The organism is Sphingomonas sp. 8AM (assembly GCF_902506455.1).
Taxonomy (GTDB): Bacteria; Pseudomonadota; Alphaproteobacteria; order Sphingomonadales; family Sphingomonadaceae; genus Sphingomonas.
Map to the genome: position 1 here is coordinate 1757781 of NZ_LR733844.1, position 25812 is coordinate 1783592.

Below are 25812 nucleotides of genomic sequence, written 5' to 3' on the forward strand. Positions count from 1 at the left end.
GGCCTAAGTGATAGCCTTGGATAGATGTTCGGGGAAACCCAATAGCTTGTCAGCGCCGCCCGCTACCTTCTCGGACCAGATTACGCCCTCGCCGATCAGCCTAAGCGTCGCACGAGCCTTGCCCCACCATGGATCAGAGCTTACGTCTTCGCTCGTGGCGGCTACGCCCCAAGTCCTAACCACTTCCGATGCCACCATCCCGTACGCCTTAGAAAGCCCCTCTATACCTAAAGCCTCAAAGTTGGCAGCCGCCCACTCGAGGAATACCAGCTGAGATCGAAGAAATGTCTTTAGATCAACATCAATCTCTGACTCAGCCAAACCTTCCCGAAGCTCCACTAGCCGCGCTACGACAGCTTGCAGCGTGGCGACCTCTATAGTTGGAGCAGCTTTCTCGGGAATAATGCTATTTGCAAGATGTATGATGTTGAAGGTTTCATCAAGGCCCGCCAAGCTTGAAACAGAGCTGCCTAAGTAAGATGCGTCAAGGGGGCCCTTAAGCTTATTGATCGCCGACAGGAATAGGCTTCGAGACCGATCATCTTTTGCTCTCGCGACGATCTCTACCGACAGTCGCTCAAACTTCTCCAAATACTGCGAATACGCGAACCAAAACGCACTGCTGCCGTATTCTGTGCCCCAATAATTTGCCCACGCGACCTGCAACAGCACGTTAGGTTGCGGATTTCTTTTAACTGTCTCGTAGGGCACAAGCACATCCGAAATCAGTGACGTCGTCTCACTCACTAGTCAGCGCCTCTTCTGTTTCTCCGCATGAGCTAGACATTGTTGCGGCGGCTTGTGTCAAGGCGAACGATAACTATCCTCGCCGGCCCTCACCCCGTAACGGCGGCGGCAATTGCCCAGACGGCTTCTCGCCCCCTATCCGTCAACCAGTACACTTTATGGCGGCCGACGTTGTCACCGGGTCGCTCAACCACCAGCGGAGCCCCCGTGCGCTCACCGGTTAACGCGTCGATGTCGCGGCGGACTGTGGCCTCTAGGGAGTCTACGGCTACCCATAGGCGCTGGTAGAGCACCGGCTCGTGCTTGGCGATGTAGAACAAGGCCTGCAAGCGCCGGGCGGGGTAGTGAGGTCCTAGGTACGCCGCAGCGACCTCCAAGACGTGCAATTGCCTTTTTAGGCTCTCCATACCTCGATCGCTTGTCATCTGTGGCCCCGGCCCTTCACGACTTGCCGGCTAGTGCGAAAAATCCACCCGTCACAACCCTTTTGCGCTTTCGAGAACAGTCCGCAGATGCAGCTCCCACTCGCCGCCTTAGAGGTCTTGCGTTCACAACCTGAGGAGATTATGTGCGCCCGCCGCCGCGATCTCCAACGCGCGCTTGGCAACCTCCTGCCCCTTCACCTGCCGCAGGTCGGGGCCGGTGCGCGCCTCGACGACCTCGCCCGGCTTCGGCAACGCCAGCAGGCCGTGGCCTTTCAGATGGTTGAGCAGCGCGAGCAGATCGGGCGCGGCGATCACCTCGATGCTGCCACTCCACGCTGCCTCGCTGCCCTGCGCGTCGGGGCAGATCAGTCCCCTGCCCGTCTCGGCGGCGTGGAGCGCGGCGAGCAATACGCCTGGCGACGGCGCCAGCCGCCCGTCGAGCCCCAGCTCGCCGACAATCACATAGTCCGCCAGTGCCTCGGCATCGACCACGCCCATGGCGGCGAGCAGCCCGAGCGCGATCGGCAAATCGAAATGCGAGCCCTCCTTGGGCAGATCGGCCGGCGACAGGTTGACCGCGATCCGCTTGGGCGGGAGCGACAGGCCCATCGCGGCAATCGCACCGCGCACGCGCTCGCGACTTTCGCCGACTGCCTTGTCCGCCAGCCCGACGACGTTGAAGGCAGGAACGCCGGCGATCAGTTGCACCTGCACCTCGACGCTGCGGGCCTCCAGCCCCAGATAGGCTACCGTCGATACGATCGCGACCATGCGCCCCACCCCGTTTCCTGTTGCTTCGCGACGCCGTTTCGGCGGCGGATCGATCGCTGGTGCCTTGCAACTGCAACACACCTGCGCCACTTGTTTCCGCATGCCCCGCCGCCATCCGGCCCTGCGATATGCGCAATTGCTGCTCGGCAGCCTGTTGCTGTTACTCGCTGCGGTGATCGCCCCCTTACCGGGCCCCGGCGGCGTGTTCCCGATGGCGGCGGGGCTGGTGCTGAGCCTGCGCAACTCGCCGCGCAGCCGGCTGTGGTTTGTGCGCGCCAAGCGGCGCTGGCCGCGACTCGGCGGCATCGTCGACCTCGCGCTTCGCAGGCGCAGCGCGTTGCGCCGCCGCGCCCGCGAACGCGCCGCGGCGCGTTGACTTTGGCGACAGCCTCCCTTAACGGCGTCCTTCTTTCGGGCCGTCCGCTTGGGCGGCCTTTCGACATTCGATTTCGGGACATGAACGATGAAGCGGACCTTTCAGCCGAGCAATCTGGTGCGCGCCCGCCGTCACGGCTTCCGCGCGCGGATGGCCACGGTCGGCGGCCGGGCGGTGATCCGTGCGCGTCGCGCACGCGGTCGCAAGAAGCTGTCGGCGTAATCACGACGGATACCCGTCCTTCCGCGGCTTCGGTCGCGGTCGGGCGGATGACCAGACGGCCGGAGTATCTGGCCACGAACGCCGGGCGTCGGGTGCCGATGCCCGGCTTCGTGCTTCTGGTGCACCCGCGCGACGATGGTGACACGGCGATGCGGATCGGCATCACCGTCACCAAGAAGGTAGGCAACGCGGTGGTGCGCAATCGCATCAAGCGGCGCTTCCGGGCGCTGTCGCGCGAGATCCTGCCCGAACATGGCTGGCCCGGCGCCGATCACGTGCTGATCGGGCGCGAGGCGGCGTTGACCTCCGATTATGCAGGCTTGCGCGAGCATCTGGCCAAGGCGCTGGCGAAGAGCCGCAGCGTCGCGCCGGGCGGCAACCGGTCACGGCCGAAACGGTGATCGCGCGCGCGCTGATCCTGCTCGCGCGCGGGTGGCAGCTGGGGCCGTCGGTCCTGCTCCCGCCCTCGTGCCGGTTTCAGCCGTCATGTTCAGCCTATGCAATCGAGGCGCTTCGCCGCTATGGCGCGGGCAAAGGTAGTTGGCTGGCAATTCGCCGGATTGCGCGGTGCCATCCCTGGGGCGGGCACGGGCATGATCCGGTGCCATAAGGAAAGCGTGGGACGCTGGTGAAGGACGAGAGCAAGAACTTCGTGCTGTTCGCGGTGATCGCGGCGCTGATCCTGTTCGGATGGCCGCTGATCCAGAGCCGCGTCTTCCCGACGGCGAACCCGCCCGCGACCAGGATGGTCGACGGCAAGAACAAGCCGCTGCCCAACCCCGCCGCGGACCCGACCGCCGATTCGCCCGCCGCGCTCCGCGACCGCACCGTCGTGCTGGCCGAAAGCCCGCGCGTGCGGATCGACACGCCGGCACTGAAAGGCTCGATCAACCTGAAGGGCGCGCGGATCGATGATCTGGTGCTGACCCGCTACAAGGAATCGATCGCCAAGGATTCGCCGCCGATCCGCCTCTTCTCGCCGGCCGGGACGACCGACGCCTATTTCGCGGGCTTCGGGTGGCGTGCCGACGGCCTCACCCCGCCGACCGCCGACGCGGTATGGACCGCCTCCGCGCCGGTGCTGACGCCGGGCAAGCCGGTGACGCTGACTGCCAGCAACCCGCAGGGGCAGCGGTTCGCGATCGAGATCGCGATCGACAACGACTATCTGTTCACCGTCAAGCAGACCGTCGCCAATGGCGGCGCCGAGGCGGTACCGGTCGCGGCGTACGGCCTCGTCAGCCGCGTCGGCGTGTCGAAGGATCCGGACAGCTGGACGATCCATACCGGGCCGATGTCGGTCAACAACGGTGCAGCGCATTACAATCCGAACTTCAAGGACGTCGACAAGGAACCGACCCGCTTCACGACGACCGGCGGCTGGCTGGGCTTCACCGACAAATACTGGCTGGCGGCGCTCGTCCCCGATCAGGGCCGCGCCTTCGACGGGCAGTTCCGCGCCGGTGCCAACAGCGCCTATCAGGCCGACTTCACCACCGCGCCGCAGATGCTGCCACCCGGTCGTCAGTTGACGCAGACCGCCAAGCTGTTTGCGGGTGCCAAGGAGGTGAAGCTGCTCGATCGCTACACCGACACGGGTGCGGTGACGAAGCTCGATTATGCGATCGACTGGGGCTGGTTCCGGCTCGTCGAGAAGCCAATCTTCTATTATCTCGACTGGCTGTTCCGCCTCGTCGGTAATTTCGGCGTCGCGATCATCATCCTGACGCTGACGATCCGTCTGCTGGTCTTCCCGATCGCGCAGCGCCAGTTCGCCAGCATGGCGGCGATGCGTGCGCTGCAGCCGAAGATGAAGGCGATCCAAGAGCGCTACAAGGACGACAAGCAGCGCCAGCAGCAGGAGACGATGGCGCTCTACAAGGCGGAGAAGGTCAATCCGCTCGCCGGCTGCCTGCCGTCGCTGATCCAGATCCCGATTTTCTATGCGCTCTACAAGGCGCTGATGCTGACGATCGAAATGCGTCACCAGCCGTTCGCGCTGTGGATCAAGGACCTGTCCGCGCCCGATCCGGCCACGATCCTCAACCTGTTCGGCTATATCCCGATCACGCTGCCGCACTTCCTCGCGATCGGCGTGGTGCCGGTGCTGCTGGGCATTTCGATGTTCTTCCAGTTCCGCCTGAACCCGACGCAGATGGACCCGGCACAGCAGCAGGTGTTCGCGATCCTGCCGTGGGTGCTGATGTTCGTAATGGCGCCGTTCGCGGTCGGGCTGCAGATCTACTGGATCACCACCAACTGCATCTCGATCATGCAGCAGAAGTGGCTCTACAGCCGCCATCCGCAGCTGAAGAATGCGCCCGCCAAGTGAGCGACATCAATCCCAGCTTCGACGAGGACGCGATCGAGGCGGCGCGCAAGCGCTTCGCCGGGCCGATCGAGTTCCTGAAGTCCGCCCCCGCGCTTGAGTTCCTGCCCGCCGACGAGGTGCCGGAGGTGGCGTTCGCGGGGCGTTCGAACGTCGGCAAGTCGTCGCTGCTCAACGCGCTGACCGGGCGCAAGGCGCTGGCGCGCACCTCGGTGACGCCGGGGCGGACCCAGGAGCTGAACTTCTTCGACGTCGGCGACCCGCTGGCGTTCCGGCTGGTCGACATGCCCGGCTACGGCTTCGCCAAGGCGCCGAGGGACATCGTGAAGAAGTGGCGTTTCCTGGTGAACGACTATCTGCGCGGACGGCAGGCGCTCAAGCGCGCGCTGGTGCTGATCGACAGCCGCCATGGAATCAAGGACGTCGATCGCGAGATCCTCGAAATGCTCGACCGCGCGGCGGTCAGCTATCGGCTGGTGATGACCAAGGCCGACAAGGTGAAGGCCAGCGATCTCGCGGTGACGGTCGCGGCGACCGAGGCCGAGGCGCGGAAGCGGGCGGCGGCGCATCCGGAGATCATCGTCACCTCGAGTGACGGCGGCATGGGGATCGCGGAGCTGCGCGCTGCGGTGGTCGAGGCGATCGGCTGAGCGATCACGCGTTCACCCTGTTCTGTGCAGTGGGTGCCGCGGCCGGGCGTGAGTAAACATCGGCATGCCGGACTTGATCCGGGATCCACCTTTCCGGCCATCGACGAAAGAGAAGAACCGGCGTTCCGCAGCAGGTCCCGTGCGTTGACAGAAGCCTTCTTACCAGATCGTGGCACGCCGCGCGGTGCGCGCGGCTGCGATCTGCTGGCGGAGCACTTCCGAGCGGCTTGGTGCGGGTGCGTTGGTAGCGAAGACGAAGGTCGGCGCCTGTACGAACGCTGGCGTCGTGGCGCTCAGCGCGGCGTCGGTCGGGGTAAGGCTGGCCATGGCAATGCTCCTCCGGTGATCTTCCTTCTCTTGGATCCGTCATAAGCGCGGATGCCTGCCAGCCGATGGACGAGGGCGGTTAACGCGTCACTCGCCAATAACGCGCGCGGCGTTGCCCTGCGCGGCAATGACCCTTACTCCGGGGGGCATGAAGCTCATCATCGGCAACAAGGCCTATTCCTCCTGGTCGCTGCGCGGCTGGCTCGCGTGTCGGCAGTCCGGCCTCATCTTCGAGGAAGTGGTCGTCCCGCTCTACGACGACGAATGGGACCGCCGCCGCGAGGGCGACGAGTTTGCGCCGTCATCGGGCAAGGTACCGATCCTGTGGGACGGCGAAGCGGTTGTGTGGGACAGCCTCGCTATCGTCGACTATCTCGCCGACAAGGTCGGACGCGCGCCGTTCTGGCCGGAGGACGAGGCGGCGCGCGCCATGGCGCGATCCATGGCGGCAGAGATGCACGCCAGCTTCGCCGCGCTGCGCCGCAAGCACACGATGAACGTCCGGCAGATCTACCCGCCCGTTTCGCCTGACGATGATGTGCGGGCTGACCTGACCCGCATCTTCGAACTCTGGGCGCAGGCGCGCGCGCGATTCGGTAGCGGCGGCGACTTCCTGTTTGGCGACTTTGGGGCGGCAGATATCATGTTCGCACCGGTGTGCACGCGGATTGCGACCTACTCGCTCCCCGCCCCACGCTTCGCCGCCGCCTATGTCATGGCGGTGCTCCAGCATCCGTTCATGCAGGACTGGATCGCCGGCGCACAGGAAGAAGAATGGGTGATCGAGAAGTTCGAGCAGCCCGTCACCTGATGTCATTCGACCTCGTAGCCGGCGTCGGGCGACCAGCGCATGGCAATGTCAGGAAAATGGACCGGCGAGCATTCGGGCAGGCTGACCGCGAACAGGATGCAGGGCGCGTCCCCTTCGTTGCGAAGATGGTGAGCGTTGGCGTCACCCTTGCGGAACACCGCCACGTCGCCCGTGTGCATCGGGGTCGCGCCACTATCGTCGACGAGGGTCGCGCTGCCGGAGAGCACCACGACGATCTCGTCTTCGCCCTCATGCCAATGCCGTTGCGACGACCAGCCGCCCGGCGGCACCGTCACATAGGTGGCGACGAAATCCTCGAGCCCGCCCGCCGTGGCGAGATCGCGCACCAGCCGGCCCGAGGCCGCGGCGGCGAACGGCGGCGGATAGTCGTTTCCTTTGGCGATCGGCACGGCGGCGATGTCGAGCATCGGCATAGGAATTATCCCTGTGAATGATGTCGTTCAACTCGCCAGCGCCCTGATCGGTGCCGAAAGCGTCACCCCGGCGCGCGGGCCGGTGTTCGACGTGCTGGAGGCTGCACTGGTGCCGCTCGGCTTTGCCGTCGAGCGGCGCGTCAGCGGTGAGGCGCCGGATGGGCCGGTCGAGAATCTGCTTGCCACCCGCGGTTCGCAGGGACCGCATCTCGCCTTTGCCGGACACGTCGATGTCGTGCCGCCCGGCGACGGGTGGAGTGCCGATGCCTTCGCGCCGCACCTGCGGGACGGCCTGCTGATCGGGCGCGGTGCGGTCGACATGAAGGGCGCGGTTGCGGCCTTCATCGCCGCCGCGTCGCGCATGCCGGCAGACGCCGGCCGGCTGACCCTCATCATCACCGGCGACGAGGAAGGCCCCGCGACGTTCGGCACCGTCGCGCTCATCGAACGGATGCGCGAACGTGCGTTGCTGCCCGATCTGTGTCTCGTCGGCGAGCCGACCTCGGTCGCTGCGCTGGGCGATATGGTGAAGATCGGACGGCGCGGATCGGTCAACATCTGGATCGAGGTGCCCGGACGGCAAGGGCATGTCGCCTACCCGCATCTGGCCGACAATCCGATCCCGCGACTGATCGCGATCCTTGCCGAGCTGGACGCATTGGTGCTCGATCAGGGAAGCGACTGGTTTCAGCCGTCGAATCTCGAAATCACCGATGTGATGGTCGGCAACCCGGCGACCAACGTCATTCCGGCGCGCGCGACGGCGCGGATCAGCATCCGCTTCAACGATCTCCAGCGCGGACAAGACCTGGCCGAGCGGGTGGCGGCGATCGTGCATCGCCACGCGCCGGAGGCGATCGTCACGCCGCGGATTTCGGGCGAGGCGTTTCTGACCGAGCCCGGAATGCTGTCCGCGCTGGTATCGGCGGCGGTGCTGGAGGTGACCGGGCGCACGCCGGAGCTGTCGACCACCGGCGGCACCTCAGACGCGCGGTTTCTGCGCGCGCTTTGTCCGGTGGTCGAGTTCGGCTTGCTCAACGCGACGATGCACAAGTCCGATGAGGCGGTGTCGGTCGCCGATCTCGAGCAACTGACCGACATCTATACGCGGATCATCCAGCGCGCCTGTTCAGCGCCGACGGCGTAGCACCACATAGAGCGCCCCGGCGCCACCGTGCCGCGGGTGTGCGCCGCGGACGGCAGCGATCGCGCCGGCATAGGCCGAAAGTTTCAGCCAGTCCGGGATCGCCGCGCGGATCGCGCCGCGGACGTGCGGGCGCTGGCTTTCCGGGCGCGGCGGCTTGCCAGTGACGAGCAGGAGGACGCGATCTCCGCGCATCACCGCGTGCCCCAATCCCATCTCCAGCGCGGCATGAGCGCTGGCGAGCGTGTGGCCGTGGAGGTCGATCGTGCGATCGGGCGCAACGACGCCGCCCGCGAGCCGCCGGTCCCAGCCGCCGTCCAGCGTATGACCGGGTTCGCGACGGGCGTGAGACGGTGGAGGCGTAGGGACGCTTGGAGCCGGCATCCCCTTCATCGGTGCGGGCAGCGGCAGCCGTTCCGGCGAGGGCGCAGCGACCTTGCGGCCGGGCATCGCACGCACGGTCGCGCGCACCCGCGCCCAAAGCGCCTCCTCGTCAGGACCGAGGCGTCGTGCCGCCACTCGCCGCCTGCCCTGCCCGCCACCGTGCATAGCTGCCGCGTGGCAGCAACACGAACGCGGTACCGCGCGCACTCATCCCGCCGGCAATCGCGCGCGCTTCCTCGCCTGCGCCCCAGAAGGTGTCGAAGCGGTTGCTGCCCTTGATCGCGCCGCCCGTGTCCTGTGCTATCCAGATGCCGTTGGCGTCGGTGCGGTCCATCGACAGCAGCACCGGCGCGCCGAGCGGCACGAACTTCGGATCGGTGGCGACGGTCGCGCCGCCGCTGACCGGCAGGCCGAGCGCGCCTTGCGGAGCACCGGTCAGCTCGCGGAAGAAAACGTAGCTCTTGTTCTCGCGCATGATCGCGCGGCCTTCGTCGGGGTGCGCGTGCAGCCACGCGACGATCCCCTGCATCGACGACTGACCGGGGCCGAGCAGCCCACGGCTCTTCATCAGCGCGCCAATCCCGGTATAATCACGCCCGTTCTGCGTGTCATAGCCGATGCGCAGCACGCCGCCTTCGTCGAGCCGAATGAAGCCCGAGCCCTGCACCTGCAGGAAGAACAGCTCGACGGGATCGGCGGCATATCCGAGGATCGGCGCACGGCCGTTGAGGGCGCCCTCCTCGATCGCGGTACGATCAAAATAGGGAACTAGCGCCATGCCGTCGACGCGTCCGCGAACCTTCTTGCCGGTCCAGGTCGGGGAGAAAGCGCCGAGATCGACCTCGATCAGATCAGTGGGCCGCCCGTAAATCGGCGCATAGCCGGCGCGCGGTCGCCGCGAACCGGCGATTTCGGGAATGTAATAGCCGGTAGCGAAGGCCCGGCCGTCACCGACCTGCACCGCCTCGAACCAGCGTTGGAAGAACGCCGCGGCCCCGGACGGATCGGTGCGCGCCGCTTCGGTGCAGGCCGCCTGCCAGTCGGTCGGGATCGTCATTCCCGACGTGTCCGTGCGGCGCACGAGGCTCGGGCACGAGATGCGGAAGGCGGCGAGCGCGGCGCTTGCTTGCGAGGGATCGAGCGGAACGGTCGTCAGATCGATCGCGGGGGTAAGCCCGGCCATCGCCGCGCTGGTCGCGCCGGGCGCGACGTTCGCTGCGAGCGCCGGAAGCGGCACCGACGCGACCGGCTGGCGCACCGCCAGTGGCCGCGAGGGCAGCGTCGTCGGCACCGGTCGCGCCGCGACCGGGCGGGAAGCTGGGGACGGCGGCACCGAACGTCCGCCCGGCCCAACGCAGCCGGCCATCAACAGGGCGCCCGCCACCGCGAGCGTCGCTTTGCTCCGCAACCCCTAACCCCCTATCGTTTTCGGCTCAGGCTTCGTCGGTGTCGGCGAGGATCCAGTTCGGGTCCGAGGCACGTACCGTCCGGACGAATGTCCAGACATCGTGAGTCTGCACCGCATCGCTGGTCGAGCCGGCGACGACATTGCCGTCGGCATCGCGCGTCACCGCAGCGATGTCGGCATCGAAGCGAACGGCGACCCGCGCCTCGCCGTTCGCAACGCCCGCCGACACGATCGTCGCGCGCTCGATCGTGATCAGGCGGTTGTCGAGCACCTGGCCCTGCGCGTTGCGCGCCTCGATCGCCTGGGCGAAGGCGGCATGGACGTCATCGCTGACCAGCTCGCGCAGCGCCGTCTCGTCACCGCGCCAGAAGGCCTCGAGGATCATGCGATAGGCCGACTTCGCACCTTCCAGAAAGCGGGTGACGTCGAAGCCCGGCTCCGCCGACACGATCGCGCGGAGACCCGGTTCGGTCGCGCTGTCGAACGGCCGCGTTGCGGGTTCGCGCATTTCGGCGGCGGGCTCGATCGCGCGCGGCACCGCCACCGACGCCACCCGCTCCTCGGCGGGCTTGGCCAAAGGCTGTTCGTGGCCGGAGCGCTTGCCCAGAACCGAATAGAGTCGCAGCGCCAGAAAGCCGGCGACCATGGCGAGCAGGACAACGTAGAACACGGCAACTCCAGTAAGCTGGTGTGCGTACATAGGCGCGTGGGCACCGAACATCAAATCGCCCAACCCCTGCATTGTATCCGCGGCCGCCCGCATCGACGATTGTCACCACCGCGGGGCGCTGCTAACCGCCCGACACTTTCCCGCGCGGCGCCGCACCGGCGCGCGCCTGGCCTGACGATAGGGGTAGGACGATGGACGAATTTGGCAATGCCGGCGGCGAACCGCTCGCCAACGGTGCCGACACGGCGCCGGCCGCGGGGCTGATCTCGCAATATGTAAAGGACCTGTCGTTCGAGAACCCGAACGCCCCGGCGATCTATCAGGAGCCGCAGGCGCCCGAGATCAACGTCCAGTTCGACATCGGCGCGGCGCAGGTCGCCGACGAGGTGCACGAAGTGACGCTCAAGATCGACGTCCGCGCCACCACCGGCGGCAAGACCGCGTTCATCGCCGAGCTGTCCTACGGCGGGCTGTTCGGCCTGCGCAACGTGCCCGCCGAGCATGTCCAGCCGTTCCTGCTTGGGGAGGGCCCGCGCCTGCTGTTCCCGTTCGCGCGCCGCGTCGTCGCCGATGCGATCCGCGACGGTGGCTTCCCGCCGCTGCTGCTGGAGCCGATCGACTTTAACGCTTTGTTCCTCCAGCAGGCGCAGGCGCAGGGCGTGTCGTTTGGCAGCGAAGACGCAGGGCAGGCGTAAGCCAGACGAGCGGGTGAGGAACGACGCATGAACCTCGCCCGCGCTCTCGGATCGATCGGTGGGCTGACGCTGGTCAGCCGCGTACTGGCGCTGGTGCGCGACACGTTGCAGGCCAGCTATGTCGGCGCGAGCTTCGCGTCGGACGCGTTCTTCGTCGCCTTCCGGCTTCCGAACATGTTCCGCGCGCTGTTCGCGGAGGGCGCCTTCTCCGCCGCGTTCATCCCGCTCTTCAACCGCAAGGTCGCGGAGGGCGGCAGGACCGCGGCGGGGGTCGACTTCGCCGAGCGCGCGCTCGCACTGCTGTTCCCGGTGCTGCTGGTGATGACCGCGCTGATGCTCGCGGCGGCATGGCCGTTGACCTGGGCGCTGTCCGGCGGGTTCGACCGCCAGCATCCGACGACAGAGCAATTCGCCTTTGCGGTGACGTTGTCGCGCTTCACCATCCCGTATCTGCTGCTGATCTCGCTGGTGTCGCTGCTCGGCGGCATCCTCAACTCACTCCACCGCTTCTGGGTCAATGCCGCGGCGCCGATCCTGCTCAACATCGCGATGGTGGGCGCGCTGATCTTCTTTCACGGCGGCGACCCCTATGCGACCGCGCGGGCGCAGGCGATCTCGGTGACGGTCGGCGGCGCGCTGCAGCTGGCATGGCTATGGTGGGCGTGCCGACACGCGGGCGTAAGCCTCAAGCTGCGCCGGCCGCGCATTGACGATGACGTCAAGCAGATGCTCAAGCTGATCGTCCCCGCCGCGACCGGTGCGGGGGCGGCGCAGATCAATCTCGCGATCTCGACGGCGCTGGCCGGCGGGCTGCTGTCGGCGGGGTCGATCTCGGCGATCTATTATGCCGACCGGCTCAACCAGTTGCCGCTCGGCCTGATCGGCATCGGGCTCGGTACGATCCTGTTGCCGGTCGTGTCGCGATTGCTGTCGCAGGGTCGCGAAGCGGAGGCGATGGAGACACAGAACCGCGGGCTCGAACTCGCGCTGTTCCTCACCCTGCCCGCCACCGCTGCCTTCGTCTTCTCGGCCGAGCCGATCGTGCGCGGGCTGTTCCAGCATGGCGCGTTCGATGGCGGCGATACGGTGCGCGCGGCACGGGCGCTCGCCGCCTTCTCGCTGGGGCTGCCGAGCTATGTGCTGGTAAAGGTGCTCACCCCCGGCTTCTACGCGCGCGCCGACACGAAGACGCCGGTGCGGTTGGCGCTTTATTCGGTCGCGATCAACCTCGTCGGCAATCTGATCCTGATCCCGACGCTGGCGCACTGGAACATCGGGCAGATCGGCCCGCCGCTGGCCACTGCGCTCGCCTCGACCGTCAACGTCGTGTCGCTCTATGTGGTGCTGGCACGGCGCGGGCATTTCGCGCTCGATCCGCAGGTGAGGCGCAAGGTGCCGCGGCTGGCGCTGGCGGCCTTGTTGATGGGCGCGGCGCTGCTGCTCGTGGCACCCCATGTCGATCCCTATCTGACCGGCGCGCTGGTGGTCCGCGCCACCGCCCTGATTGTCCTCGTCGGCGCGGGCGTCGCCATCTATGCGCTGGCGTGCGTCGTGACGGGCGCGTACCGCCTCACCGATCTGAAATCCCTCCTTCGTCGCAGAGCTTCTACCTGATGACCAACATGCGCGTCCTTTCCGGCATCAAGCCGACCGGCAACCTTCACCTCGGCAATTATCTCGGCGCGGTGAAGCAATGGGTCACGATGCAGGACGACATCCAGGCGTCGGGCGGCGAGACGATGTATTTTATCGCCGACCTGCACGGCCTGACCGAGTTCATCGCGCCCGCCGAGATGACCGCGAACACCGTCGAGATGACCGCGACGCTGATCGCGGCCGGAATCGACCCGGCGCGCTCGATCGTGTTCAACCAGGCGCGCGTGCCGGCGCATGCCGAGCTGGCGTGGCTGCTCAACAATGTCGCGCGGGTCGGCTGGCTTAACCGCATGACGCAGTTCAAGGACAAGGCGGGGAAGAACCGCGAGGGCGCCTCCGTCGGGCTCTACGACTATCCGGTGTTGATGGCCGCCGACGTGCTGCTCTACCATTCGACCCACGTACCGGTTGGTGAGGATCAGAAGCAGCATCTGGAGCTGACCCGTGACATCGCGACCAAGTTCAACACCGACTTCGGTGTCGAGCTGTTCACGCTGCCCGAGCCGTTGATCAGCAAGGCCGCACCCCGAATCATGTCGCTGCGTGATGCCGGCGCGAAGATGTCGAAGTCGAACCCGTCCGAGCAGTCGGTGGTGAAGCTGGTCGACAGCGACGAGGTGATCGCCGACAAGTTCCGCAAGGCCAAGACCGATCCCGACCTTCTGCCCGCGACGATCGCCGAGCTTGAAGGCCGGCCGGAAGCGCGCAACCTGCTAACGATCTTCGCGGCGCTCGCCGATCGCACGCCCGATGCGGTATTGGCGGACTATGCCGGCAAGGGCTTCGGGCAGTTCAAGCCCGATCTCGCCGATCTGGCAGTGGCGAAGCTCGGGCCGATCCGCGACGAAATGTTGCGGCTGCTGAACGATCGCGGCGCGATCAATGCGATTCTGCGCAACGGCGCCGAGCGTGCCGCAGCGCTGGCGGAACCGACACTGCGCCGCGCGCAGGAGGCGATGGGGCTGTTGATCTGAGCCGAATGGCGTGCGGCACCATGCCGCGCGCCAACTTTCGGTAGATTCTGCCTGTTCGCGTTGGGCAAACCACGCGAATGCCGCAGAAACGCGTGGTCGTCGCGTTTGGCATCGGACTTGCTGAGTGTCTCGCAACAACGGAGCGAGACATGACCGACACCTACACCACCACCACCATCCCCGCCGCCCCGCGCGACAATCTGTTCGGCGTCTGCGCTGCGCTCGGCGAGGATTTCGGATTCAACCCGCTCTGGCTGCGGCTTGGTTTTGCGATGGCGTTGCTCTTCTCGCTCGAGAAGGTGCTGATTGCCTATGTCGCGCTCGGTGTGCTGGTGCTGGCCAGCCGGCTGCTGTTCCCGAACCGTACTGGCGCGGCAGCGACCAGGTTTCCGGTGGCCGCAGCGGCGATCGAGACGGCGGAAGCGGAATATCGGCAGGCGGCCTGATCGTGGACCTGCCGAGCCAGCTAGACTAGGCGGAGGCATTCCGGGCCAAGCCGGGAACGATCGGGTCAGGCGCCGAGCTGGCCCAGCAGCATGTGCACCGCCTGATCTACCTCGCGGTCGCTGTCGCGCAGCGCCTCGATGCGGCGGACCGCGTGGATCACCGTCGAGTGGTCACGCCCGCCGAACTTGCGGCCGATCTCGGGCAGCGAGCGGGTGGTGAGCCGCTTGGCGAGATACATGGCGATCTGCCGCGGCCGCGCTACGGCGCGCGCACGACGCGCCGAGAGCAGGTCGAGCGGCTTCAGCTCGAAATGGTCGCATACCAGCTTCTGGATCTGGTCGATCGTCACGCGACGCTGATGCCCGCGCAGCATGTCGCCGAGCGTCTGCGTGGCGAACTCGAGGTCGATCGTCTGCCCGGTCAGCATCGCATAGGCAGTGACGCGGGTCAGCGCGCCTTCCAGCTCGCGAATGCTCGAGGAGATGCGCTCGGCCAGCAGGTCGAGCACCGCCTCCGGCACGCGGACGTCGGGCATCTCGGCGACGCGGCGTGTGAGGATCGTGCGGCGGAGTTCGAGCGACGACGGGCGGATGTCGACGACCAGCCCCGATCCGAGCCGTCCAAGGATGCGCGGCTCGATGCCGTCGAGCGCCTGCGGCGCGCGATCGGCGGCGATCACCAGCCGCTTGCCGGCCGCCATGATCTCGTTGACGGTGTGGAAGAACTCGTCCTGAGTCACGTCCTTGCCGGCGATGAACTGGAGATCGTCGATCAGCAGCAGGTCGCAACTGCGCAGCTTCGCCTTGAACGCGAAGGTATCGCGCGCGCGCATCGCCGCGACGAACTCGAACATGAAGCGCTCGGCCGACATCAGCATGACGCGTGCCTGCGGATGATCCGCGAGGAAGCGATGCGCAATGGCGTTCATCAGGTGCGTCTTCCCCTGCCCGGTGCCACCGTGGATGAACAACGGGCTGAACCGCACCACGCCCGGTGCGGCGAGTGCCTGCGCGGCGTTGAGCGCCACCATGTTCGAGGCGTCGACGACGAACCGCTCGAAGGTCAGCCGCGGGTCGAGCGACGGTCGCTCGCTCACGGCGGCGCTGATGACCGGCGCCGCGAGCGGCACCGGAGCGACCGGGGCGGCCGGCACCGGCGCGGTGAGCACCACCGGCCCGCCAGCACGCGTAGCCGTGTCGATCGCGACGCTGCGCACACCGGGCAGGACGGCGCGGAATTCATGCAGCAAGCGATCGGCGTAGTGGCTCTTCACCCAGTTGGTGGCGAACGCCGTGGGCAGCGTCAGCCGCACATCGACCGTATCGTCCTCCGAGGCCAGCGTGACCGGTGCGAGCCATTGGTCGAATACGCGCGCTCCGGCCGAGCGGCGCAGGTTGGCGCGGACCCGGGCCCAGGCCCGTGCCAGTTCGCTCACCCCGTCGTCCAGCTCAGCCACTTGCGTCACGCATAATTCTCCCGTCGCCGCAAACGCAGGGTTCGCGGCGCCTTGGTTCAAAAAGTCAAACGTCCCCCCGCCCGCGGCCCCTAGCGCGTTGGCATCCGAACATTGTTCCTGTTCCGCGCAGCACGGACGGCGGCGCGGTTCGCAAGGATTAGGAACAGGCGGGTGAGTCGATCAACCCCGCGAACGGGTACGATTCCGAAATAAACCGGATTGACTCGTCTTCAACGGCACAAATGCGTCATATTTCTCGCAAGCCGTTGTTATTACAGCGTAATTCGCGAACCATCCGATAAAGTCTGAGCGCGAATCGCGAGGATTCCGAGCCTTTTGGACGGGTGCCTATTTGTTCCCGAAGCCGACTGACGCACACGCAAAAACGCCCGCCGGGTGATCCCGACGGGCGTCCTTTTTCGCGAGGTGTCGCAGGCGTCAGGCCAGCGCGGCAACCCGCTTCGTCAGACGCGAGAACTTGCGCGACGCGGTGTTGCGGTGAAGCACACCCTTGGCCACGCCGCGCTGCATCTCCGGCTGCGCCGCCGCCAGTGCAGTGGTCGCCGCGGTCTTGTCACCCGCTGCCAACGCGGCCTCGACCTTCTTCACGAAGGTACGGATACGACCGACCCGGGCACCGTTGATTTCGGCCCGGCGCTGGTTGCGGCGGATGCGCTTCTTGGCTTGCGGCGTGTTCGCCATGAACGTCCTCTGAAAGTTACGAATCGATGGAAAAAGGCGCTGGGATAACCCTGCACCCTCGTAAGGCGCGGCCCATACCCCGGCGCTGCGCCAGCGTCAACTCCGCTGGCAGCGTGGACACCAGAAGGTCGAGCGTCCGCCCTCGGCATAACGCTCTACCGTTCCGCCACAGGCGCATGGCTCGCCCGTCCGGCCATAGACCGCAAACTGCTTCGAGAAATAACCCAGCTCGCCATCGGGCCGTGCGTAATCGCGAAGTGACGAGCCGCCCGCGGCGATCGCCGCCTCCAGTACCAACTGCACCGCAGGCACCAGCCGCGCCAGCGCGGGCGCGTCGAGCGATCCGGCGGGCGTATGAGGATCGATGCGGGCGTCGTAGAGCGCCTCGCAAACGTAGATGTTGCCGAGCCCGGCGACGATCCGCTGGTCAAGCAACGCCAGCTTGATCGACAACCGCCGACCGGCCAGTGCGAGCCGCAGATGCCCGGGAGTAAACTCGTCACCGAGTGGCTCCGGGCCGAGCAGCCGGAATGCCGGAAAGCTCGCAACTTCGCTGCTCGGCATAAGGTCGACCGATCCGAAGCGTCGCGGATCGTTGAGCGCCAACGTGCGTCCCGCGTCCGTCGACAGGAGGAGATGATCGTGCGCGAGCAACTCGGTCGGATCGACGCGCCACCGCCCCGACATGCCGAGATGGAAGATCAGCGAGTCGGCGCGGTCGGTGTCGATCACCCCGTATTTGGCGCGCCGCCGCAGCCCGGTGACGCGCGCGCCGGTCAGCCGCTGGCGCAGGTCGGCCGGGAAGGCGCGGCGCAGATTGTCGCGGCGCGGCTCGACGCGGGTCAGCACCTGCCCCTCCAGCACCGGGCGCAGGCCCCGCACGGTGGTTTCAACCTCTGGCAATTCCGGCATGTCTGCCCTCTAGCCGCTCGCTTTCATGGCGGCTAGAGCGAGCGCCATGAGCGAAACCGTCTCCTTCGGCTACGAAGACGTCACCCCGACCGAAAAGACCGCGCGCGTACGCGGGGTCTTCTCCAATGTCGCCAGCCGCTACGACCTGATGAACGATGCCATGTCCGGCGGCATGCACCGGCTGTGGAAGGATCGCTTCGTGCGGCGCGTGAAGCCGCGCAAGGCTGAGCAGATCCTCGACATGGCCGGCGGTACGGGCGACATCGCCTTCCGCCTCGCCGCGAGCGGCGCGTCGGTGACCGTCGCGGACATCAATCCGGAAATGCTCGACGTCGGGATTGGTCGTGCGCAGCAGCGCGGGATCGACGGCTTGGTGTGGACCGAGGCCAATGCCGAGACCCTTACCTTCCCGGATCGTTTCTTCGACGCCTATACGATCGCGTTCGGGATCCGGAACGTCACCGACATCCCCAAGGCACTTCGCGAGGCGCATCGCGTGCTGCAGCGGGGCGGACGTTTCTTCTGCCTAGAATTCTCGACCAACGTCTGGCCGGGGTTCGCCGAGGTCTATGATGCCTATTCGCATCGCATGGTGCCGAAGCTTGGGCAATTGCTGGCGAACGATGCCGACAGCTATCGCTACCTGATCGAGTCGATCCGGCGCTTCCCGGACATGCCGACGTTCGAGCGGATGGTCGGTGAGGCCGGCTTCGTCCAGACGAAGGTCGAGCCGATCATGGGTGGGCTGGTCGCGATCCACAGCGGCTGGAAGATTTGACCTCCTCACTAGTCCACACCTGGCGGCTCCTGAAATGGGGCCGGACGCTGGCGCGCCACGGCGCGCTGCGTGGCCTGGAGCGCGACCTCAACACGCCGCCGCGGCTGCGCGGGCTGTTGCGCCTCGCGCGGCTGGGCGCGCGCGTGCCCGAGGTACCGCGCTATGCCGACGCGTTCGAGGCGCTGGGGCCAGCGGCGATCAAGTTCGGCCAGACACTGGCCACACGCCCCGACCTCGTCGGCGAGGCGGCCGCCGACGATCTGTTACGGTTGCAGGATGCGGTGCCACCGGTGCCGTACGCGACGATCGCGCAGACAATGCGCGGCAGCTTCGGACGTCCGCTGGACTCATTGTTCACCGAGATCGAGGAAGTGCCGGTCGGCGCGGCCTCGATCGCACAGGTCCACCGCGCGATCACCACCGATGGGCGGCGCGTGGCGGTCAAGGTGCTGCGCCCCGGCGTCGAGGAAGATTTCGCGCGCGCGATCGAGACCTATGAATGGGCCGCGGCGCAGATCGAGCCAATGGGCGGCGAGATCGCTCGGCTGCAGCCGCGACTGGTCATCGAGACGTTCAAGCGCTGGACCGCGCGCGAGCTGAACTTCACCCGCGAGGCGGCGTCGGCGTCGGAACTGGCCGAGACGATGACCTCGGAGCCGAACTTCTTCGTACCCGCGGTCGACTGGGCGCGCACCACTGGCAAGGTGCTGACGATCGAGTGGATCGACGGCATCAAGTTGTCGGATCGCAAGGCGCTGGTCGCGGCGGGCTATGACCTGCCCGAACTGGCGCGCGTGCTGGTGCACGCCTTCCTGCGGCAGGCGATCGCCGACGGCTTCTTCCACGCCGACATGCACCAGGGGAATCTGTTCGCGCTGCCCGGCAATTGCGTGGCCGCGATCGACTTCGGGATCATGGGGCGGATCGACCGGCGCGCGCGCGTCTGGCTCGCCGAGATCCTGTACGGGCTCATTACCGGCAATTACCGCCGCGTCGCGGAGATCCATTTCGAGGCGCAATATGTCCCCGCGCATCACAGCGTGGAGGAATTCGCGACGGCGTTGCGCGCGGTTGGCGAACCAATGCGCGGATTGCCGGTCAAGGACATGTCGATCGGGATGATGCTCGACGGGCTGTTCGGGATCACGCGCGACTTCGACATGGTGACGCAGCCCCATCTGCTGCTGCTGCAAAAGACCATGGTGATGGTCGAGGGGGTCGCCACCGGGCTCGATCCCGACATCAACCTGTGGGTGACCGCCGCGCCGCTGGTCGAGGACTGGATCCGCACCGAACTGGGGCCCGAGGCGGCGATCGCCGACCGGCTGGTAGCCGATGTGCGGACGCTCGCGCGGCTGCCCGAACTGGTGCGGCGGATCGAGGCGCGTTTCCCCGCCCCGGGCGGCGCCCCGCCGCGCCCGCCGCTGCGCGAGATCGAACGCGTACGCGTCGGTGGCGGGTGGCGCTATGCGCTGGTCGGCGCGCTCGGCGTGCTGGCGGGCGTTGCGGGCATGATGCTGGCGGGCGGATGGTAGCCGCGCCGGGGCGACCCGGACCGGCCGTCCGCTGGCTGGTCGGCTCCGACCGCCTGAGCGGAGTCGGCTGCAGACCGGCGCGTGCGATGCTGGCCGGGTTATTGATCGCGGTGCTCGGCGCGGCGTGGCTGATCCCCGCCGCGACCACGCCGCCCGAGTTCCTGCACGACGCGCTCGTCGCAACGCTGCGGCATGGCGGCGACTATTATGACGCGGCGCGCGACCTGCTCCGCACCGAACCCGACGCGCGCGCGGCGCGGGCGTTCCCGTCGACGCTGGCCGTGGTGGCGGCCGCGCTGCCGGCGTGGGGGCTGACCGCGCTGGTGGCGGCGGGGCTGACGGTGCTGCTATGGATCGGCGGCTTGCGACTTGGTGGATTGTTGGGCCGAAGCGCGGGAGCGCTGCTGGTCGTCAGCCTGCTTGCGTTCGGGATCGTCGCGATTGCCGCTCTGTGGCTGGCGGCGCCCCATGCGGCGGCGGCTGCCTTGCTCTCCGCGATCGCTCTGGTCGCCCGTGCACGCGAGCGCGTGCTGGCGGCGGTGGCAGTGGCATCTGCGGCGGCGCTGATCGACCCCGCAGGGCTGGTGACGCTCGCCGTGATGGGCACGCTGGCGCTGCTCGACGGCGACCGGCGCGAGCCGCTGTTATGGCTTGGTGGATTCCTGATCGCGACGCTCGCCTTTGTCCTGCATCTTCAAGCGCTCGGATCGACCCCCGTTCCGGCGGCAGCGTTGATCCCGGACGGCGCGCTTGCACGCTTGATCGGCGCCGCCTTTCCGGATGTGCCGGCTTCGCTCGCGGCGCCGCTGCTGGTGCTCGCCGCTTTTGGCTGGGCCATTGTCGCCGATCCGCTCGGGCCGCGCGTGCTCGCCCTGACCGTCGCGGGCGTCGCCCTCGACGGCGTGCTGGGCATGCGTTCGGCGTCGCTCGCGGTGGCGCTGATCGCGCCGGGGCTGGCGTTCGTACCGGCCGCGGTCACATCGCTCGGGCACAGCGTGCGCGCGCGACGGCGGATAACGGTGACGAGAGTGACGCGATGAGCCGGATCCTGTTGATCGTCGGTGGCGGGATCGCCGCCTACAAGGCCTGCGAGCTGATCCGCGCCTTGCGCGCCGCAGGATATGACGTGCGCTGCGTCCTGACCGAGGGGGGTGCGCATTTCGTCACTGCGATGACCTTGGCGGCGCTTAGCGAAAACAAGGTTCACACCACCTTGTGGGACCTGAAGGACGAAGCCGAGATGGGCCACATACGATTGAGTCGCGAGGCTGATCTGGTGGTGGTGTGCCCGGCGACGGCTGATCTGACCGCGCGGATGGCCGGCGGTCTGGCCAACGATCTTGCGACGACGCTGCTACTCGCCACCGACAAGCCGGTGCTGGTCGCGCCGGCGATGAACGTCCGCATGTGGCTGCACCCGGCGACTCAACGCAACGTCGCGCAACTCCGTGCCGATGGCGTGACGGTGATGACGCCCGACGAGGGTGCGATGGCGTGCGGCGAATTTGGTCCCGGTCGCCTGCCCGAGATCCCCGCAATCGTGGCGAGGATCGCGGCGGCGCTCGCCCCCTCTGCGCGATCGCTTGAGGGACGGCATGTGGTCGTCACCGCCGGGCCGACGCACGAGCCGATCGATCCGGTACGCTACATCGCCAACCGCTCGTCGGGAAAGCAGGGCTTTGCAATCGCCGCCGCGCTGGCGCGGCGGGGTGCGCGCGTGACGTTGATCGCCGGTCCTGTCGACCTGCCCACACCTGCGAATGTCAGCCGGCATGATGTTGAAACGGCAAACGAAATGGCCGCCGCGGTCAACGCGGCGCTACCCGCAGACGCGGCCGTGATGGTCGCGGCGGTCGCCGACTGGCGCGCCGTCAGCGTTGCCGCGCAGAAACTCAAAAAGGGGGAGGACACCCCTGCCCCGCTACAGCTCGCCCGCAACGTGGACATTCTCGCTTCGCTGGCGCATGATCCGCGTCGGCCGCGATTGCTGATCGGATTTGCGGCCGAGACCGAACAGGTGCTCGATCACGCGCAGGCCAAGCGGCGGCGCAAGGGTGCCGACTGGATCGTCGCCAACGACGTCTCCGGCGACGTGATGGGGGGCGATGCCAATACCGTCCATCTCGTTACCGCCACCGGCATCGAAAGCTGGGAGCGGCTGCCGAAAATTGCCGTAGCTGAACGACTTGCCGACAGGATTGCCGATGCGCTCTGAACCGATCAGGATTGCGCTGCGCCGTTTGCCGCATGGCGCGGGCTTGCCGCTGCCGGCCTATGCCACCTCAGGGGCCGCAGGGATGGATGTGGTCGCCGCGGAGGATATGACGCTCGCCCCTGGTGCGCGAGCTGCGGTTGCGACCGGCTTTGCCATCGCGATTCCGGAAGGGTTCGAGGTGCAGGTGCGGCCACGATCCGGGCTGGCGCTGAAGCATGGCCTCACCTGCCTCAACACGCCGGGGACGATCGACGCCGATTACCGTGGCGAGATCAAGGTGATCCTTGCCAACCTCGGCGCTGAGCCCTTCGAGGTGCGACGAGGCGAACGGATCGCGCAGCTCGTTCCCGCTGCGGTCACGCTGGCCGCGATGGTGGAGGTGGAGGCGCTCAAGGAGACGGATCGCGGGAGCGGCGGGTTCGGATCCACGGGGCGATGATCCTCGCCGCGCTCCTGCTGCTCGGACAGGCGATGTCGCTCAGCCCGCCGGTCGAATGGTCGCCGCTGCCACGCTTGCAGCTCGGACTCGCCGCCGCGGCACCTGCACAGCTCACCGACTTCGTCCGGCGCGAGGCGGCCTCGGAGCGGTGCGTGCTGCCCCCCGACCAGCGGACGCTCGATCTTGCCGTGCTCGTGACACAGAGCGGGCAGGTGCGACGAATCGTGCCGCGCGCGATCGGCTGCCCGTCGGTCGAGCAATTCGCCGCCGGGATCGTGCTACGCGCCGCGCGTGACAAGACCCGCCCGATCGCTGCCGACACCTGGTATGTCACCACCGTCGCGCTGACGCCGCCGTGACGCTCGGCGCAGACGAACTCGGCCGCTATGCGCGGCACATCGTGTTGCAGGAAATCGGCGGGAGCGGGCAGCTACGCCTTTCGCGGGCGCATGTACTGGTGATCGGCGCGGGCGGGATCGGATCGCCGGTGATCCAGTATCTGGCGGCGGCCGGGGTTGGCCGACTGACGATCGTCGATGACGACCGGGTCGAACTGAGCAATCTGCAGCGCCAGACCAGCTTCGCGACAGCCGATGTCGGGCGGCAAAAGGCTGACGTCGCGGCGGAGGTGGTAACCCGGCTCAACCCGCACGTCGCCGTACACGCGGTCATCACGCGCGTCGGGCGCGAAAACGTCGGAGCGCTGCTGGAAGATGCACCGTCGGTGATCGTCGACGGCTGCGACAATTTCGAGACGCGCCTGCTCGTCGCCGATGCCGCGCTCGCCCATCGCATCCCGCTCGTGTCGGCGGCGGTTGGGCGGTTCGAGGGGCAGCTTGGCGTCTACCGCGGCTGGGAGGCGGACAAGCCCTGCTACCGCTGCTTCGTCGGTGATGCGCCCGCGCGCGATGCGTTGACCTGTGCGGAGGAAGGCGTGCTCGGCCCGGTGACCGGGATCGTCGGCAGTATGGCCGCGCTGGAGGCGATACGGCAGATCGCGCCGTTCGGCGACGACAGCGCCGGTCGGCTGATGCTGCTCGACTTCCTCTCGCTGCGCTTCCGCACGCTGGCGCTGCCGCCCGATCCCGCGTGCCGCGCGTGTGGCGCGACACGCGGGTAACGATCAGCCGAGCCGCGCTTCCGCAAAGGCGCGAACCGCCGCGCCGATGTCGCCGCGCGCCATCGCCAGCGCGAGGTTGGCCGTCACGAAGCCGGTCTTGTCGCCGCAATCGAACCGCTCGCCGTTGAAGGTGAAGCCGTGGAAGGGCTGTTGCCCGATCAGCTTGGCCATCGCGTCGGTCAGCTGGATCTCGCCGCCGGCACCCTTCTCCTTCGCGTCGAGGATCTTCATGACCTCGGGCTGGAGGATGTAGCGCCCCGGGATCATCAGGTTCGACGGCGCGCTGCCCTTCGCGGGCTTTTCGACCAAGGCGGTCACCTCGGTCAGCGCGCCGTCGCGCGCGCCCGGCGAGATGATGCCGTATTTGTCGGTCTCTTCCGGCGCCACTTCGAGCGCGCCGATCACGTTGCCGCCGACCTTGTCATAGGCCTGCACCATCTGCGCCATGAAGTTCGGCGAGCCGACCATCAGTTCGTCGGGGAGCAGCACCGCGAACGGCTCGTCCCCGACGATGTCGCGCGCGCACCAGACCGCATGGCCTAGACCGAGCGGCTCCTGCTGGCGAACGTAGACCGGCGAGCCGGGCTGCTGGCGAATGTTCTCGATCACCGACAGGCTCTTGCCGCGCGCGCGCATCGTCGTTTCGAGCTCGAACGAAATGTCGAAATGATCCTCGAGCGCGCCCTTGCCCCGCCCGGTGACGAAGATGATCTGCTCGATCCCCGCCTCCAGCGCTTCCTCGACCGCATATTGGATCAGCGGCTTGTCGACGACCGTCAGCATCTCCTTGGGCATCGCCTTGGTGGCGGGCAGGAAACGGGTGCCGAGCCCCGCCACGGGGAAAATCGCCTTGCGTACCGGCTTGATGGTCATTCGATCCTCCTGTTGGCGCCGGCTCTGTACCGGCGGGCGCCAAGGATCGCAATTCGTTAGCGTAACGGTCGGCGTCCCGCGCGACCGGCGGCACGCGGCTTGCGATGACCGGACGATCGGCCTAAGCACCGCCTCCATCCCGACATCGCTGGTCTTTGCGTTCTCATGCTCAAGAAGCTGCTTCGTTCGTCACGTGTCGCTGCTGACGCCGCCCCCGCTCCCGCACCGGGCAGCCGCATCTACGCAATCGGAGACATTCACGGTTGCCGCGTCGAGCTGGAACGGTTGCTGGCGATGATCGATGCCGATGACGCGGCGCGCGGATCAGCCGAGACGACGTTGATCTTCCTGGGCGATCTCGTCGACCGTGGTCCCGATTCGGCTGGTGTGATCGCGCGGCTGATGACGCTGGCGCAGGAACGACCGCGCGTTCGCTTCCTCAAGGGCAATCACGAGGAATTGTTCCTGCATGCGCTGTCCGGCGCCAAGGACGCGCTCCGGATGTTCTGTCGCGTTGGCGGCAAGGAAACCGTGCTGAGCTACGGTGTGGGGCGTGCGGAGTATGATTCGCTCGATTATCCGGAGCTTGCCGCGCGGATGGAGGCGCTGGTCCCGGCCGGGCATCGCGCCTTCCTCGATGGTTTTGAGGATTTTATCGTCTCTGGCGATTACGCCTTCGTTCATGCCGGTGTCCGCCCTGACGTACCGCTGGAGGAGCAGAAACCCAGCGACCTACGCTGGATCCGCGACAGCTTCCTCGACCATCGCGGCGCCTTTCCGAAAATGATCGTCCATGGACATACGATCACCCCGGAGGTCGACCGCCGACCCAATCGGATCGGCGTGGATACCGGCGCTTACGCCTCGGGAAAGCTGACCGCGCTCGGCATCGAGGATCGTCAAACCTGGATACTGAACACATGATGCATCGCGGTGATCCGCGCTTGCAATTTCCACCCGCGCAGCTATGAGATGCCCTGCACGCAAAGGGAGTTCATCATGCGTATTGCGAAGTATATGCTCGCTGCTGCCGCCGCCACGCTGGCGGTTGCTCCGGCGATGGCTGCGCCTGCCAACTCGGCAGCGAGCCTCTCGGTCGCCAAGTCGGTTCGCGCTTCGGCCCCGTCGGCCAAGAAGAACGAGCTCGCCGGTGGCGGCGTGATCGTTGCCGTTCTGGCAGCTGCGGCCGTCGTGGCCGGCATCGTCGTCGTCGCTGACGAAGACGATAGCTCGGACAGCAACTGAGCTGTTTCCTCCTTCGGGAGAAGGAATAGCGGCCCTCGGGCCGCTATTTTTTTGTCTGGTGTCGGCT

At 67.1% G+C, this 25812-nt stretch carries 31 protein-coding genes and 1 pseudogene; 21 read left to right on the forward strand and 11 right to left on the reverse strand.

Annotated features, from left to right (window positions below; translation table 11 throughout):
* Positions 1–3 precede the first annotated feature (3 nt).
* Positions 4–747 (reverse strand): hypothetical protein, encoded by a 744-nt coding sequence (locus BACI71_RS08310; RefSeq protein WP_159757463.1) that lies wholly within the window; start codon positions 745–747, stop codon positions 4–6.
* A 557-nt stretch (positions 748–1304) separates the two neighbouring features.
* Positions 1305–1943: pseudogene (locus BACI71_RS08315) on the reverse strand (magnesium chelatase domain-containing protein); the annotation flags it as partial.
* Between the two features lie 100 nt (positions 1944–2043).
* Here BACI71_RS08315 and BACI71_RS08320 point away from each other — a divergent pair.
* The 6 genes from BACI71_RS08320 (at position 2044) to yihA (ending at position 5520) form a co-directional block, all read left to right on the forward strand.
* Complete coding sequence (locus tag BACI71_RS08320; protein WP_159757466.1) at positions 2044–2319, forward strand: hypothetical protein; 276 nt, start codon at positions 2044–2046, stop codon at positions 2317–2319.
* A gap of 87 nt (positions 2320–2406) precedes the next feature.
* On the forward strand, positions 2407–2541 hold the full coding sequence (gene rpmH, locus BACI71_RS08325) for a 50S ribosomal protein L34 (protein WP_028056723.1): 135 nt from the start codon (positions 2407–2409) through the stop codon (positions 2539–2541).
* A gap of 47 nt (positions 2542–2588) precedes the next feature.
* On the forward strand, positions 2589–2942 hold the full coding sequence (gene rnpA / locus BACI71_RS08330) for a ribonuclease P protein component (RefSeq protein ID WP_159757469.1): 354 nt from the start codon (positions 2589–2591) through the stop codon (positions 2940–2942).
* Complete coding sequence (yidD, locus tag BACI71_RS08335; protein ID WP_159757472.1) at positions 2939–3151, forward strand: membrane protein insertion efficiency factor YidD; 213 nt, start codon at positions 2939–2941, stop codon at positions 3149–3151. Before rnpA ends, yidD begins: the two co-directional genes overlap by 4 nt.
* Before the next feature lie 18 nt (positions 3152–3169).
* Entirely contained in the window at positions 3170–4873 is a 1704-nt protein-coding gene (gene yidC, locus BACI71_RS08340; RefSeq protein WP_159757475.1) for a membrane protein insertase YidC, read from the forward strand.
* Positions 4870–5520 carry a ribosome biogenesis GTP-binding protein YihA/YsxC gene (gene yihA, locus BACI71_RS08345; RefSeq protein WP_159757478.1) on the forward strand — a complete coding sequence of 217 codons (651 nt, stop codon included), beginning with the start codon at positions 4870–4872 and terminating at the stop codon, positions 5518–5520. The genes yidC and yihA overlap by 4 nt, the downstream gene beginning before the upstream one ends.
* A 159-nt stretch (positions 5521–5679) precedes the next feature.
* Here yihA and BACI71_RS08350 read toward each other — a convergent pair whose 3' ends face one another.
* Positions 5680–5847 carry a hypothetical protein gene (locus tag BACI71_RS08350; protein WP_159757481.1) on the reverse strand — a complete coding sequence of 56 codons (168 nt, stop codon included), beginning with the start codon at positions 5845–5847 and terminating at the stop codon, positions 5680–5682.
* Between the two features lie 148 nt (positions 5848–5995).
* Between BACI71_RS08350 and BACI71_RS08355 the strand changes: the two genes are divergently transcribed.
* Positions 5996–6658, forward strand: a complete 663-nt coding sequence (locus BACI71_RS08355; RefSeq protein ID WP_159757484.1) for a glutathione S-transferase family protein — start codon at positions 5996–5998, stop codon at positions 6656–6658.
* 2 nt (positions 6659–6660) lie between these two features.
* Here the strand turns inward: BACI71_RS08355 and BACI71_RS08360 are convergent, their stop codons facing one another.
* Positions 6661–7092, reverse strand: a complete 432-nt coding sequence (locus BACI71_RS08360) for a cupin domain-containing protein (protein ID WP_159757487.1) — start codon at positions 7090–7092, stop codon at positions 6661–6663.
* Here BACI71_RS08360 and dapE point away from each other — a divergent pair.
* The gene (dapE, locus tag BACI71_RS08365) at positions 7076–8239 is read left to right on the forward strand and encodes a succinyl-diaminopimelate desuccinylase (protein WP_159757490.1); all 1164 of its coding nucleotides are present in this window, start codon (positions 7076–7078) and stop codon (positions 8237–8239) included. The two genes, BACI71_RS08360 and dapE, sit on opposite strands and share 17 nt — an antisense overlap.
* On the opposite strand, the gene BACI71_RS08370 is transcribed toward dapE, so the two are convergent.
* The 3 genes from BACI71_RS08370 to BACI71_RS08380 are packed head-to-tail and all read right to left on the reverse strand — an operon-like array spanning position 8222 to position 10698.
* Complete coding sequence (locus tag BACI71_RS08370) at positions 8222–8755, reverse strand: Smr/MutS family protein (RefSeq protein ID WP_236552902.1); 534 nt, start codon at positions 8753–8755, stop codon at positions 8222–8224. The genes dapE and BACI71_RS08370 overlap by 18 nt on opposite strands.
* The gene (gene mltA, locus BACI71_RS08375; RefSeq protein ID WP_443018458.1) at positions 8730–10028 is read right to left on the reverse strand and encodes a murein transglycosylase A; all 1299 of its coding nucleotides are present in this window, start codon (positions 10026–10028) and stop codon (positions 8730–8732) included. Before mltA ends, BACI71_RS08370 begins: the two co-directional genes overlap by 26 nt.
* A gap of 25 nt (positions 10029–10053) precedes the next feature.
* Complete coding sequence (locus BACI71_RS08380) at positions 10054–10698, reverse strand: Tim44/TimA family putative adaptor protein (RefSeq protein ID WP_159757493.1); 645 nt, start codon at positions 10696–10698, stop codon at positions 10054–10056.
* A gap of 191 nt (positions 10699–10889) precedes the next feature.
* On the opposite strand from BACI71_RS08380, the gene secB reads away from it, so the two are divergent.
* The 4 genes from secB (at position 10890) to BACI71_RS08400 (ending at position 14469) form a co-directional block, all read left to right on the forward strand.
* Positions 10890–11393, forward strand: coding sequence for a protein-export chaperone SecB (gene secB / locus BACI71_RS08385; protein WP_159757496.1), 504 nt, complete (start codon positions 10890–10892; stop codon positions 11391–11393).
* 27 nt (positions 11394–11420) lie between these two features.
* Positions 11421–13007: a murein biosynthesis integral membrane protein MurJ gene (gene murJ / locus BACI71_RS08390; RefSeq protein ID WP_159757499.1), complete on the forward strand. Its 1587-nt coding sequence runs from the start codon at positions 11421–11423 to the stop codon at positions 13005–13007.
* An 8-nt stretch (positions 13008–13015) separates the two neighbouring features.
* A complete protein-coding gene (gene trpS, locus BACI71_RS08395; RefSeq protein ID WP_159761016.1) occupies positions 13016–14023 on the forward strand; it encodes a tryptophan--tRNA ligase in 1008 nt (335 codons plus the stop codon).
* Between the two features lie 149 nt (positions 14024–14172).
* Positions 14173–14469, forward strand: a complete 297-nt coding sequence (locus tag BACI71_RS08400) for a PspC domain-containing protein (protein ID WP_159757502.1) — start codon at positions 14173–14175, stop codon at positions 14467–14469.
* Between the two features lie 65 nt (positions 14470–14534).
* On the opposite strand, the gene dnaA is transcribed toward BACI71_RS08400, so the two are convergent.
* From dnaA to mutM, 3 genes are all read right to left on the reverse strand, one after another.
* Positions 14535–15935, reverse strand: a complete 1401-nt coding sequence (gene dnaA / locus BACI71_RS08405; protein WP_159757505.1) for a chromosomal replication initiator protein DnaA — start codon at positions 15933–15935, stop codon at positions 14535–14537.
* Positions 15936–16364: 429 nt separating this feature from the next.
* Complete coding sequence (rpsT, locus tag BACI71_RS08410) at positions 16365–16628, reverse strand: 30S ribosomal protein S20 (RefSeq protein ID WP_028965918.1); 264 nt, start codon at positions 16626–16628, stop codon at positions 16365–16367.
* Positions 16629–16724: 96 nt separating this feature from the next.
* Positions 16725–17540 carry a bifunctional DNA-formamidopyrimidine glycosylase/DNA-(apurinic or apyrimidinic site) lyase gene (mutM, locus tag BACI71_RS08415; protein WP_159757508.1) on the reverse strand — a complete coding sequence of 272 codons (816 nt, stop codon included), beginning with the start codon at positions 17538–17540 and terminating at the stop codon, positions 16725–16727.
* A 46-nt stretch (positions 17541–17586) separates the two neighbouring features.
* On the opposite strand from mutM, the gene BACI71_RS08420 reads away from it, so the two are divergent.
* From BACI71_RS08420 to BACI71_RS08450, 7 genes are all read left to right on the forward strand, one after another.
* Complete coding sequence (locus BACI71_RS08420) at positions 17587–18318, forward strand: class I SAM-dependent methyltransferase (protein ID WP_159757511.1); 732 nt, start codon at positions 17587–17589, stop codon at positions 18316–18318.
* A complete protein-coding gene (ubiB, locus tag BACI71_RS08425) occupies positions 18315–19853 on the forward strand; it encodes a 2-polyprenylphenol 6-hydroxylase (RefSeq protein ID WP_159757514.1) in 1539 nt (512 codons plus the stop codon). The genes BACI71_RS08420 and ubiB overlap by 4 nt, the downstream gene beginning before the upstream one ends.
* A gap of 86 nt (positions 19854–19939) precedes the next feature.
* Positions 19940–20893, forward strand: a complete 954-nt coding sequence (locus tag BACI71_RS08430) for a hypothetical protein (protein WP_159757517.1) — start codon at positions 19940–19942, stop codon at positions 20891–20893.
* On the forward strand, positions 20890–22068 hold the full coding sequence (coaBC, locus tag BACI71_RS08435) for a bifunctional phosphopantothenoylcysteine decarboxylase/phosphopantothenate--cysteine ligase CoaBC (protein WP_159757521.1): 1179 nt from the start codon (positions 20890–20892) through the stop codon (positions 22066–22068). Before BACI71_RS08430 ends, coaBC begins: the two co-directional genes overlap by 4 nt.
* A complete protein-coding gene (dut, locus tag BACI71_RS08440) occupies positions 22058–22507 on the forward strand; it encodes a dUTP diphosphatase (protein WP_159757524.1) in 450 nt (149 codons plus the stop codon). Before coaBC ends, dut begins: the two co-directional genes overlap by 11 nt.
* A complete protein-coding gene (locus BACI71_RS08445; RefSeq protein ID WP_159757527.1) occupies positions 22504–22866 on the forward strand; it encodes a hypothetical protein in 363 nt (120 codons plus the stop codon). Before dut ends, BACI71_RS08445 begins: the two co-directional genes overlap by 4 nt.
* Positions 22863–23627, forward strand: coding sequence for a HesA/MoeB/ThiF family protein (locus BACI71_RS08450; RefSeq protein WP_159757530.1), 765 nt, complete (start codon positions 22863–22865; stop codon positions 23625–23627). Before BACI71_RS08445 ends, BACI71_RS08450 begins: the two co-directional genes overlap by 4 nt.
* A 3-nt stretch (positions 23628–23630) precedes the next feature.
* Here the strand turns inward: BACI71_RS08450 and galU are convergent, their stop codons facing one another.
* Positions 23631–24500, reverse strand: a complete 870-nt coding sequence (galU, locus tag BACI71_RS08455; RefSeq protein WP_159757533.1) for a UTP--glucose-1-phosphate uridylyltransferase GalU — start codon at positions 24498–24500, stop codon at positions 23631–23633.
* A 165-nt stretch (positions 24501–24665) separates the two neighbouring features.
* Here galU and BACI71_RS08460 point away from each other — a divergent pair, with 165 nt between their 5' ends.
* Together BACI71_RS08460 and BACI71_RS08465 are read left to right on the forward strand one after the other, a co-directional pair.
* On the forward strand, positions 24666–25424 hold the full coding sequence (locus BACI71_RS08460; RefSeq protein ID WP_159757536.1) for a metallophosphoesterase family protein: 759 nt from the start codon (positions 24666–24668) through the stop codon (positions 25422–25424).
* A gap of 75 nt (positions 25425–25499) precedes the next feature.
* Positions 25500–25745: a hypothetical protein gene (locus tag BACI71_RS08465; protein WP_159757539.1), complete on the forward strand. Its 246-nt coding sequence runs from the start codon at positions 25500–25502 to the stop codon at positions 25743–25745.
* Positions 25746–25812 lie beyond the last annotated feature (67 nt).

Coding starts and splice junctions, on each gene's coding strand:
- BACI71_RS08320 (WP_159757466.1), top strand. CDS start 2,044: ATGCCCCGCCGCCATCCGGCCCTGCGATATGCGCAATTGCTGCTCGGC.
- rpmH (WP_028056723.1), top strand. CDS start 2,407: ATGAAGCGGACCTTTCAGCCGAGCAATCTGGTGCGCGCCCGCCGTCAC.
- rnpA (WP_159757469.1), top strand. CDS start 2,589: ATGACCAGACGGCCGGAGTATCTGGCCACGAACGCCGGGCGTCGGGTG.
- BACI71_RS08350 (WP_159757481.1), bottom strand. CDS start 5,847: ATGGCCAGCCTTACCCCGACCGACGCCGCGCTGAGCGCCACGACGCCA.
- BACI71_RS08355 (WP_159757484.1), top strand. CDS start 5,996: ATGAAGCTCATCATCGGCAACAAGGCCTATTCCTCCTGGTCGCTGCGC.
- dapE (WP_159757490.1), top strand. CDS start 7,076: ATGTCGAGCATCGGCATAGGAATTATCCCTGTGAATGATGTCGTTCAA.
- BACI71_RS08360 (WP_159757487.1), bottom strand. CDS start 7,092: ATGCCGATGCTCGACATCGCCGCCGTGCCGATCGCCAAAGGAAACGAC.
- secB (WP_159757496.1), top strand. CDS start 10,890: ATGGACGAATTTGGCAATGCCGGCGGCGAACCGCTCGCCAACGGTGCC.
- murJ (WP_159757499.1), top strand. CDS start 11,421: ATGAACCTCGCCCGCGCTCTCGGATCGATCGGTGGGCTGACGCTGGTC.
- trpS (WP_159761016.1), top strand. CDS start 13,016: ATGCGCGTCCTTTCCGGCATCAAGCCGACCGGCAACCTTCACCTCGGC.
- BACI71_RS08400 (WP_159757502.1), top strand. CDS start 14,173: ATGACCGACACCTACACCACCACCACCATCCCCGCCGCCCCGCGCGAC.
- rpsT (WP_028965918.1), bottom strand. CDS start 16,628: ATGGCGAACACGCCGCAAGCCAAGAAGCGCATCCGCCGCAACCAGCGC.
- mutM (WP_159757508.1), bottom strand. CDS start 17,540: ATGCCGGAATTGCCAGAGGTTGAAACCACCGTGCGGGGCCTGCGCCCG.
- BACI71_RS08420 (WP_159757511.1), top strand. CDS start 17,587: ATGAGCGAAACCGTCTCCTTCGGCTACGAAGACGTCACCCCGACCGAA.
- BACI71_RS08430 (WP_159757517.1), top strand. CDS start 19,940: ATGCTGGCCGGGTTATTGATCGCGGTGCTCGGCGCGGCGTGGCTGATC.
- coaBC (WP_159757521.1), top strand. CDS start 20,890: ATGAGCCGGATCCTGTTGATCGTCGGTGGCGGGATCGCCGCCTACAAG.
- dut (WP_159757524.1), top strand. CDS start 22,058: ATGCGCTCTGAACCGATCAGGATTGCGCTGCGCCGTTTGCCGCATGGC.
- BACI71_RS08445 (WP_159757527.1), top strand. CDS start 22,504: ATGATCCTCGCCGCGCTCCTGCTGCTCGGACAGGCGATGTCGCTCAGC.
- galU (WP_159757533.1), bottom strand. CDS start 24,500: ATGACCATCAAGCCGGTACGCAAGGCGATTTTCCCCGTGGCGGGGCTC.
- BACI71_RS08460 (WP_159757536.1), top strand. CDS start 24,666: ATGCTCAAGAAGCTGCTTCGTTCGTCACGTGTCGCTGCTGACGCCGCC.
- BACI71_RS08465 (WP_159757539.1), top strand. CDS start 25,500: ATGCGTATTGCGAAGTATATGCTCGCTGCTGCCGCCGCCACGCTGGCG.